Raw genomic sequence first — 7732 nt, 5'->3', positions numbered from 1 at the left:
CGCGCTCTTGGTTCACGGACAGACGAACTTCTTGACCACGAGCAACAGGGTTGAAGAAACCAACCTGTTCCTTGTGCGAACCGTCACGCGGGTTGCGGCTGTCGGTTACGGTCAAGTGGTAAAACGGGCGCTTTTTGGAGCCGCCAAGGGCAAGACGGATTGTTAGCATGTGAACATCGTTCCTGTAGTCGGTGCTGCAAATCTAAATGCACAGCGGGCATAGGTGCCCGAAAGGCCGCATATTCTAAGGAATATCCGGACTTTTGCAAATGTCTTTTTCTGGCGCCTATCAGCGTGCCACTCAGATCTGCTATAGAGCCGTCGGTTAAAACGGCGAGTCAGCGCCCGCCAACGGCGGGTTTGCTGGAGATCCCACGTCCCTGTGGGTCGGAGCAGGAGCTGGGCTCCCGCTCGAATACTTTACATTTTTGGCATGCCGCCGCCGGGCAACATACCGCCCATGCCGCGCATCATCTTGGCCATTCCGCCTTTTGCGGAGAATTTCTTCATCATCTTCTGCATCTGCTTGTGCTGCTTGATCAAGCGACCGATGTCCTGTACCTGGGTGCCGGAGCCCATGGCGATCCGACGTTTGCGCGAACCACTGATCAGCTCAGGGTCACGGCGCTCGGCCGGGGTCATGGAGTTGATGATGGCTTCCATCTGCTTGAACTGCTTCTCTGCCGCGCCCTGGGCATTGCCCATTTGCGCCAGGTTCACACCGCCGATGTTCGGCAGCTTGTCCATCAGGCCGCCGAGGCCGCCCATGTTCTTCATTTGTTGCAGCTGATCGCGGAAGTCTTCGAGGTCGAAGCCCTTGCCCTTCTTCAGCTTCTTGGCCAGTTTATCGGCCTTGTCTTTGTCGAGGGTCGCTTCGGCCTGTTCGATCAGGCTGAGCACGTCACCCATGCCGAGGATGCGCGAAGCAATACGCTCAGGGTGAAACGGCTCGAGCGCGTCGCTCTTCTCGCCCATACCGATAAACTTGATCGGCTTGCCAGTGATGGCACGCACCGACAGCGCAGCACCGCCACGGGCGTCGCCGTCGACCTTGGTCAGGATCACGCCGGTCAGCGGCAGTGCATCACCGAAGGCCTTGGCGGTGTTGGCCGCATCCTGGCCGGTCATGGCGTCGACCACGAACAGTGTCTCGACCGGGTTGATCGCGGCATGCAGCGCCTTGATCTCGCCCATCATCTCTTCATCGATGTGCAGGCGACCGGCGGTATCGACGATGACCACGTCAATGAATTTGAGCGTGGCTTCTTTAATAGCCGCGTTGGCAATGTCGACCGGCTTCTGGCTCAGGTCGGACGGGAAGAAGGTCACGCCCACTTCACCCGCGAGCATTTCCAACTGCTTGATGGCCGCCGGACGGTAGACGTCGGCCGATACCACCATCACGGTTTTCTTCTTGCGCTCTTTAAGGAAGCGCGCCAGCTTGCCGGCGGTGGTGGTCTTGCCCGCGCCCTGCAAACCGGCCATCAATACAACGGCCGGTGGCACGGCGCTGAGGTTCAGGTCTTCGTTGGCCGCACCCATCAGGCTTTCGAGTTCGGCCTGGACGATCTTCACAAAGGCCTGGCCCGGCGTCAGGCTGCGGGACACTTCGGTGCCCACTGCGCGCTCTTTGACCGAGTTGACGAAGTCCTTCACGACCGGCAAGGCCACGTCGGCTTCCAGCAACGCCATGCGCACTTCACGCAGGGTGTCTTTAATATTGTCCTCGGTCAGCTTGGCCTTGCCGGTTACGTGGCGCAGCGTCTGCGAGAGACGGTCAGTCAGGTTTTCAAACATGCGCGATCCTTTCAGGCCCTATTCATCGAAGTGCATCGGTAGACCGAGGTAATGGCGGCCCAGGCTGGGGTAAATCGCTGTAAAAAACAGCGCCCGGCAAGCCTGCGGCGTGGGCAGGTCGCGGATTATAGCGAAGACTGCGCCTATGCACACCCGCTGTATGGCGCAGGAGTCTTTCGTGGAACGCAGGGGTATGCCAAACTCAGCGCCTTTCGGGCTTATCTATCAGGATTTATGGTCCCCTTGTCACCCAGCTTGCTACCCAGCCTCGCCGCCGCTCTCTTGTACGCCGCTGCGACCCTCTACCAGGGCACTCGACTTGCCCAAGGCACCAAGGCGGACAAACGCCTGCTGGTCGGCCTTGGCGTCCTCGCCCTGCTGGCCCATGCCGCGAGCCTGTTCACCCACCTGATGACCCCGGTCGGCCTGGGCCTGGATTTTTTCAGCGCTGCCAGCCTGATCGCCGCCGCCGTGATCGCGCTGACGTTGCTGGCCTGCTACCGAATTCCCGTCGAGAACCTGTTGGTGCTGTTGTTCCCGCTGGGCATGCTGACGGTCCTGCTCGCGCAGTTCGCCCCGACCGGCACCGTGCAGGTGATCGACGAGGAACCGGGCATCCTCGCCCATATCCTGCTGTCGCTTCTGGCCTACGGCATGTTCACCATTGCAGTGTTTCAGGCGCTGCTCCTGCTGCTGCAGGACCATCAGCTGAAAAACAAGCACCCGTCCGGGCTGATCAAGAATTTCCCGCCGCTGCAGACCATGGAAAGCCTGCTGTTTGGCTTCCTGTGGGCCGGCTGGACGCTGCTGTCGCTGTCGCTGATTTCCGGCTGGCTGTTCGTGGAAAACCTGTTCGCCCAACACCTGGTGCACAAAACCCTGCTGGCGTGCCTGGCCTGGGTGGTGTTCAGCGTGCTGCTGTGGGGGCGTAACCGCCTCGGCTGGCGCGGGCACAAGGCGATCCGCTGGACCCTGGCCGGTTTCTGCCTGCTGATGCTGGCCTATTTTGGCAGCAAGCTGGTTCGCGAATACATCCTGCATATCTGACGGGCAGCGATCATGGACAACTTGCCCTTGGGGCCGATGCTCGCAGTAATCGCCTTGCTGGTGTTATGGGCGGCGCTGTTTACCGCCATCGAAGCCGCTCAACAGCATCTGCTGGCCCTGCGCCCCGGCACACGCCAGGGCGACAAAGCCGCCACCCGTCTGAGCTTTCCGCGCAACAGCCTGATCCTGTGCAACAGCCTGTGCCGCGCCGCCGTGGTAATTCTGTGCACGCTGCTGGCGATTTATGCCTGGGCGCTGAACGGCCCTTGGCTCGGCTGGCTGATCTCCTGCGCCATTTTGCTGATACTCGCCGACTACCTGCCCCGCGCCCTGGCCACCCGCTACCCGCAAGCGGTGCTGGGTTTTGGCAATACGCTGCTCGGTGTGCCGCTGAAAATCCTCTACCCGCTGGCCTGGCTGCTCAATGGCATCAGCCTGTTGTTGCTGCGCCCGTTCGCACGCAAATCCGGCGTGGTGAAAAAGAGCGACGAGCCGCTACCCGACCATGACGACGAACCCGAGCCCGAGGCCGACGACAACCGTATGCCGGGTATGCCCGGCATTCATGCCCTGGACAACATCACGGTCAACGACATCCTGGTGCCACGCAGTGAAGTGGACGGCATTAACCTGGATGACTCGGACGAAGAGATCATCGAGCAACTGCGCACTTCCCAGCGCACGCGCCTGCCGGTGTTCCACAGCGACATCAACCAGGTTCAGGCGGTGCTCAATACCCGCCAGATCCAGCACCTGCTGCCCGACGCCAGCCTGACCAAAGAAGCCTTGCTCGCGGCCTGCCACGAACCTTATTTCGTCCCGGAAAGCACGCCGTTGCAACTGCAATTGCTGAATTTCCACAAGCAACAGCGGCGCCTGGGCATGGTGGTGGACGAATACGGCGAAGTGCTGGGCATTGTGACCCTGGAAGATATTCTTGAAGAAATTGTTGGCGAGTTTGAAAGCGAGCAGAGCGCGGACAACCCGCATATCGAAGCGCAGACCGATGGTCGTTACATCATCGACGGCGCCGCCTCGATCCGCGAGCTGAACAAGAGCCTGGGCTGGCACCTGCCCAGCGACGGCCCCAAGACCCTCAACGGCCTGGTGACCGAAGCGCTGGAGACCATTCCTGATTGCGCGGTGTGCCTGAAAATCGGCCGCTACCGCCTGGAAATCCTCGAGACCGAAGACAACCGCGTGAGCAAGGTGCTGATCTGGCACACCAGCTACGTGCCCGTCGCCGCCTGACCCAACCCAATTCTTGTGAGCACTGGCTTGTGTGGGAGCTGGCTTGCCTGCGATAGCATCACCCGGGTTCCACTGACTGACCGAGGTGCCTGCATCGCTGGCAAGCCAGCTCCCACATTTTGATTTGCGGCGCCTGAGCTACTTGTTGGATCCGCAAACCCCTTCCTATAATCGCCCAGGCTTACCAAAGCCCCGCCAGACCGCGTGCTACCCGCACTCAGCGTGTCCCGGCAACGCCTCACCGTCTGACCGGTGTTTGCTCCTATCCCGAGCCGCCCCGTGCATAACCCTGATCCATGGGTGTTCGACCAATAATAATCCGCGAACCAACGCGCAACGACCGTCAGGGATACCTCAATGAGCACCACTTATAACGAGGCCGCGACCGCCGCCCCGACCAACTCCACCGCACGGGTGGCGACGGCGAGCATCGTCGGCACCGCGATCGAGTTCTACGACTTCTATATCTACGCCACTGCCGCCGCGCTGGTGATCGGGCCGGTCTTCTTCCCGCAGACCTCCGGCACCGCGCAGATGCTCGCGTCGTTCCTGACCTTTGGCATCGCCTTCATTGCCCGCCCGCTGGGTTCGGCGCTGTTCGGCCACTTTGGCGACCGCATTGGGCGCAAATCCACGCTGGTGGCATCCCTGTTGCTGATGGGCGTGTGCACCACGTTGATCGGTTTGTTGCCGGGCTATGACAGCATTGGGGCCTGGGCGCCGATCCTGTTGTGTGTGCTGCGTTTCGGCCAGGGCCTGGGCCTTGGCGGGGAATGGGGCGGCGCGGCGTTGCTGGCGACCGAGAACGCACCGAAGGGCAAACGCGCGTGGTTCGGCATGTTCCCGCAACTGGGCCCATCGATCGGCTTTCTGGCGGCCAACGGCCTGTTCCTGATTCTGGCCCTTAGCCTGAACGACGAGCAATTTCGCAGCTGGGGCTGGCGCATCCCGTTCCTCCTCAGCGCCGCGCTGGTCATGGTTGGCCTGTACGCACGGTTGAAGCTGCATGAAACCCCGGTGTTCGCCAACGCCGTGGCCAAAGAAGCGCCGGTGAAAGTGCCGTTGGTGGAACTGTTCAGCCAACACGGGTTACCGGTTTTGTTGGGCGCCGCGTCGATGGTGGTGTGCTACGCACTGTTCTACATCACCACTGCGTTTTCCCTGAGTTACGGCGTATCAACCCTGGGCTACAGCCGTGAAACCTTCCTCGGCCTGCTGTGCTTTGCCGTGCTGTTCATGGGCCTGGCCACACCCATTGCTGCGTGGGCCAGTGACCGTTACGGGCGCAAACCGGTGCTGATTGTTGGCGCAGTGCTGACCATTCTGTCGGGCTTCACCATGGAGCCGCTGCTGACCCACGGCTCAACCTGGGCCGTGGCGCTGTTCCTGAGCCTGGAGCTGTTCCTGATGGGCGTGACCTTCGCCCCAATGGGCGCGATGTTGCCGGAATTGTTCCCGACCCGCGTGCGTTATACCGGCGCTTCAGCGGCGTATAACCTGGGCGGGATTGTGGGTGCGTCGGCGGCACCGTTCTTCGCGACCAAGCTGGTGGCGATGGGCGGGCTGAGTTATGTCGGCGGGTATGTGTCGGCGGCAGCGGTGCTCAGCTTGATTGCTGTGCTGTGCCTGAAAGAGACGCGGGATAATGATTTGAACAAGGTCGCCTGATAGACCGCTTTCGCGAGCAAGCCCGCTCCCACATTTCGTTGCGTTCACAAATCAAAATGTGGGAGCGGGCTTGCTCGCGAAGGGCGCGACTCGATTACAGCTCTACTACGACAGCCTTGGAAGCACGAGTAGCCTTCGCCCGGGCCGCTTCAATCGACTCATCTCGCGCCAACGCCACACCCATCCGACGCTGCCCATTCACTTCAGGCTTGCCAAACAGGCGCAACGCCGTGTCCGGTTCACTCAAGGCTGCGCCCAGGTTGGCGAATGCCGTCTGGGTCGACTGCCCTTCCACCAGAATCACCGCCGACGCCGAAGGCCCGAACTGGCGGATCAATGGAATCGGCAAGCCCAGAATGGCGCGTGCGTGCAGCGCGAACTGCGACAAATCCTGAGAAATCAATGTCACCAACCCTGTGTCATGCGGGCGCGGCGACACTTCGCTGAACCACACCTGATCACCCTTGATGAACAACTCCACGCCAAACAGGCCACGGCCACCCAGCGCTTCGGTCACGGCTTTGGCAACGCGCTCGGATTCCGCCAGGGCAATCGGGCTCATGGCTTGCGGCTGCCAGGACTCCTGATAGTCGCCCTTCTCCTGACGATGGCCAACCGGCGCGCAGAAGGTGGTGCCGCCGATGTGGCGCACGGTGAGCAGGGTGATTTCGTAGTCGAAATCGATAAAGCCTTCGATGATCACGCGGCCTTTGCCGGCACGGCCGCCTTCCTGGGCGTAATCCCAGGCTTTCTGCACGTCGTCGGTGCTGCGCAACAGGCTCTGGCCCTTGCCCGACGAACTCATCACCGGCTTGACCACACATGGGAAGCCCAGGTCCTGCACGGCCTTGCTGTAGTCTTCAAACGTGTCGGCGAAGTGGTACGGCGAAGTCGGCAGGTCCAGCTCTTCAGCGGCCAAACGACGGATGCCTTCGCGGTTCATGGTCAGCGAGGTGGCGCGCGCGGTCGGGATCACGGTGAAGCCTTCGGCTTCCAGTTCGACCAGCGTGGCGGTGGCGATGGCTTCGATTTCCGGCACGATGAAGTGCGGCTTCTCGGCTTCGATCACGGCACGCAAGGCGGCGCCATCGAGCATGTTGATCACGTGGCTACGGTGCGCAACCTGCATGGCCGGCGCGTTGGCGTAGCGATCCACGGCAATCACTTCAACGCCCAGGCGTTGCAGTTCGATCACCACTTCCTTGCCCAGCTCACCGCAGCCACACAGCAAAACGCGGGTCGCGGTTGGCGACAATGGAGTTCCGATTCGGGTCATCTCAGGTCCTCAGGGGAGCGGATCATGGGGAGAAAGGCCGGCATTTTACATGAACTGTAAAAATTGGCCTCAGTTGGCGACAGCTCGTTTGCGCAGGCGCCACGCCATGATCAGCCACACCACCGTGACCCCGGCGAATTTCGACACCAGCGCAGTGCCCGCCACAGCGGGGGTGAGCGCGCCGATCAGGCCGAAAAAGATAAACGTATCGAGGGGAATACTCAGCGCCGAACTTATCCACAGGCGATCGTGCAGCGGGCGCTTGGTGATGCTGAACACCAGCCAGTCGATGCACTCCGACACCGCGAACGCCGTGGCGCTGGCCAGGGCAATCGACGGATCGGAGGTCACATACGACAACACCAGCGCGGCCAGCATGGCGACAATCGCGCCGTGGCCAAAGCGGGTTTGCACCATGTCGCGAAGGATAAACACCAGGCCGCCCCAGGCGGACCAGATGACATCCAAGTGAGGGGCGGTGGAAAAGGCAAAGTTGATCAGCACGACGCTGCTGATATAGGCGATCAGGAAAAGCATGGAGGATGGGCCTGTGGGTAATGCCGCACAGGGTAAAGCACAGCAACCCCTGTGGCGAGCGGGCTTGTCGGTGTGAACCGGCTTGTTGTGGCGAGCGGGCTTGCCCCGCGTTGGGCTGCGCAGCAGCCCCAATAAGACCGCCGCGTTCTGTCAGGT

The 7732-nt window shown here is 61.3% G+C and carries 7 protein-coding genes; 3 read left to right on the top strand and 4 right to left on the bottom strand.

From position 1 onward, the window contains the following. A partial coding sequence (rpsP, locus tag ACP7A2_RS26845; protein WP_426136818.1) for a 30S ribosomal protein S16 occupies positions 1-169 on the bottom strand: 169 nt, incomplete at its 3' end. Positions 170-420: 251 nt separating this feature from the next. Next, positions 421-1797 carry a signal recognition particle protein gene (gene ffh, locus ACP7A2_RS26840; protein WP_426136817.1) on the bottom strand — a complete coding sequence of 459 codons (1377 nt, stop codon included), beginning with the start codon at positions 1795-1797 and terminating at the stop codon, positions 421-423. Positions 1798-2031: 234 nt separating this feature from the next. Between ffh and ACP7A2_RS26835 the strand changes: the two genes are divergently transcribed. The 3 genes from ACP7A2_RS26835 (at position 2032) to ACP7A2_RS26825 (ending at position 5763) form a co-directional block, all read left to right on the top strand. Then, positions 2032-2844, top strand: a complete 813-nt coding sequence (locus ACP7A2_RS26835; RefSeq protein WP_395610695.1) for an inner membrane protein YpjD — start codon at positions 2032-2034, stop codon at positions 2842-2844. Positions 2845-2856: 12 nt separating this feature from the next. Then, positions 2857-4095 (top strand): transporter associated domain-containing protein, encoded by a 1239-nt coding sequence (locus ACP7A2_RS26830; protein WP_426136816.1) that lies wholly within the window; start codon positions 2857-2859, stop codon positions 4093-4095. Positions 4096-4452: 357 nt separating this feature from the next. Next, on the top strand, positions 4453-5763 hold the full coding sequence (locus tag ACP7A2_RS26825) for an MFS transporter (protein WP_426136814.1): 1311 nt from the start codon (positions 4453-4455) through the stop codon (positions 5761-5763). A gap of 94 nt (positions 5764-5857) precedes the next feature. Here ACP7A2_RS26825 and purT read toward each other — a convergent pair whose 3' ends face one another. Both purT and ACP7A2_RS26815 read right to left on the bottom strand, forming a co-directional pair. Continuing rightward, complete coding sequence (gene purT, locus ACP7A2_RS26820; protein ID WP_014719785.1) at positions 5858-7039, bottom strand: formate-dependent phosphoribosylglycinamide formyltransferase; 1182 nt, start codon at positions 7037-7039, stop codon at positions 5858-5860. A 69-nt stretch (positions 7040-7108) separates the two neighbouring features. After that, positions 7109-7576: a preQ0 transporter gene (locus ACP7A2_RS26815; protein ID WP_348056030.1), complete on the bottom strand. Its 468-nt coding sequence runs from the start codon at positions 7574-7576 to the stop codon at positions 7109-7111. Between the last annotated feature and the right edge of the window lie 156 nt (positions 7577-7732).

The sequence above is a fragment of the Pseudomonas sp. PWP3-1b2 genome (assembly GCF_049896045.1).
GTDB lineage: Bacteria > Pseudomonadota > Gammaproteobacteria > Pseudomonadales > Pseudomonadaceae > Aquipseudomonas > Aquipseudomonas antarctica_B.
The sequence above is the reverse complement of the archived record's forward strand: the minus strand, read 5'-3'. Positions and strand labels throughout refer to the sequence as shown.

Bases quoted from the DNA above. Each gene is read 5' to 3' on its own strand.
- ffh (WP_426136817.1), bottom strand. From the start codon at position 1,797: ATGTTTGAAAACCTGACTGACCGTCTCTCGCAGACGCTGCGCCACGTA.
- ACP7A2_RS26835 (WP_395610695.1), top strand. From the start codon at position 2,032: ATGGTCCCCTTGTCACCCAGCTTGCTACCCAGCCTCGCCGCCGCTCTC.
- ACP7A2_RS26830 (WP_426136816.1), top strand. From the start codon at position 2,857: ATGGACAACTTGCCCTTGGGGCCGATGCTCGCAGTAATCGCCTTGCTG.
- ACP7A2_RS26825 (WP_426136814.1), top strand. From the start codon at position 4,453: ATGAGCACCACTTATAACGAGGCCGCGACCGCCGCCCCGACCAACTCC.
- purT (WP_014719785.1), bottom strand. From the start codon at position 7,039: ATGACCCGAATCGGAACTCCATTGTCGCCAACCGCGACCCGCGTTTTG.
- ACP7A2_RS26815 (WP_348056030.1), bottom strand. From the start codon at position 7,576: ATGCTTTTCCTGATCGCCTATATCAGCAGCGTCGTGCTGATCAACTTT.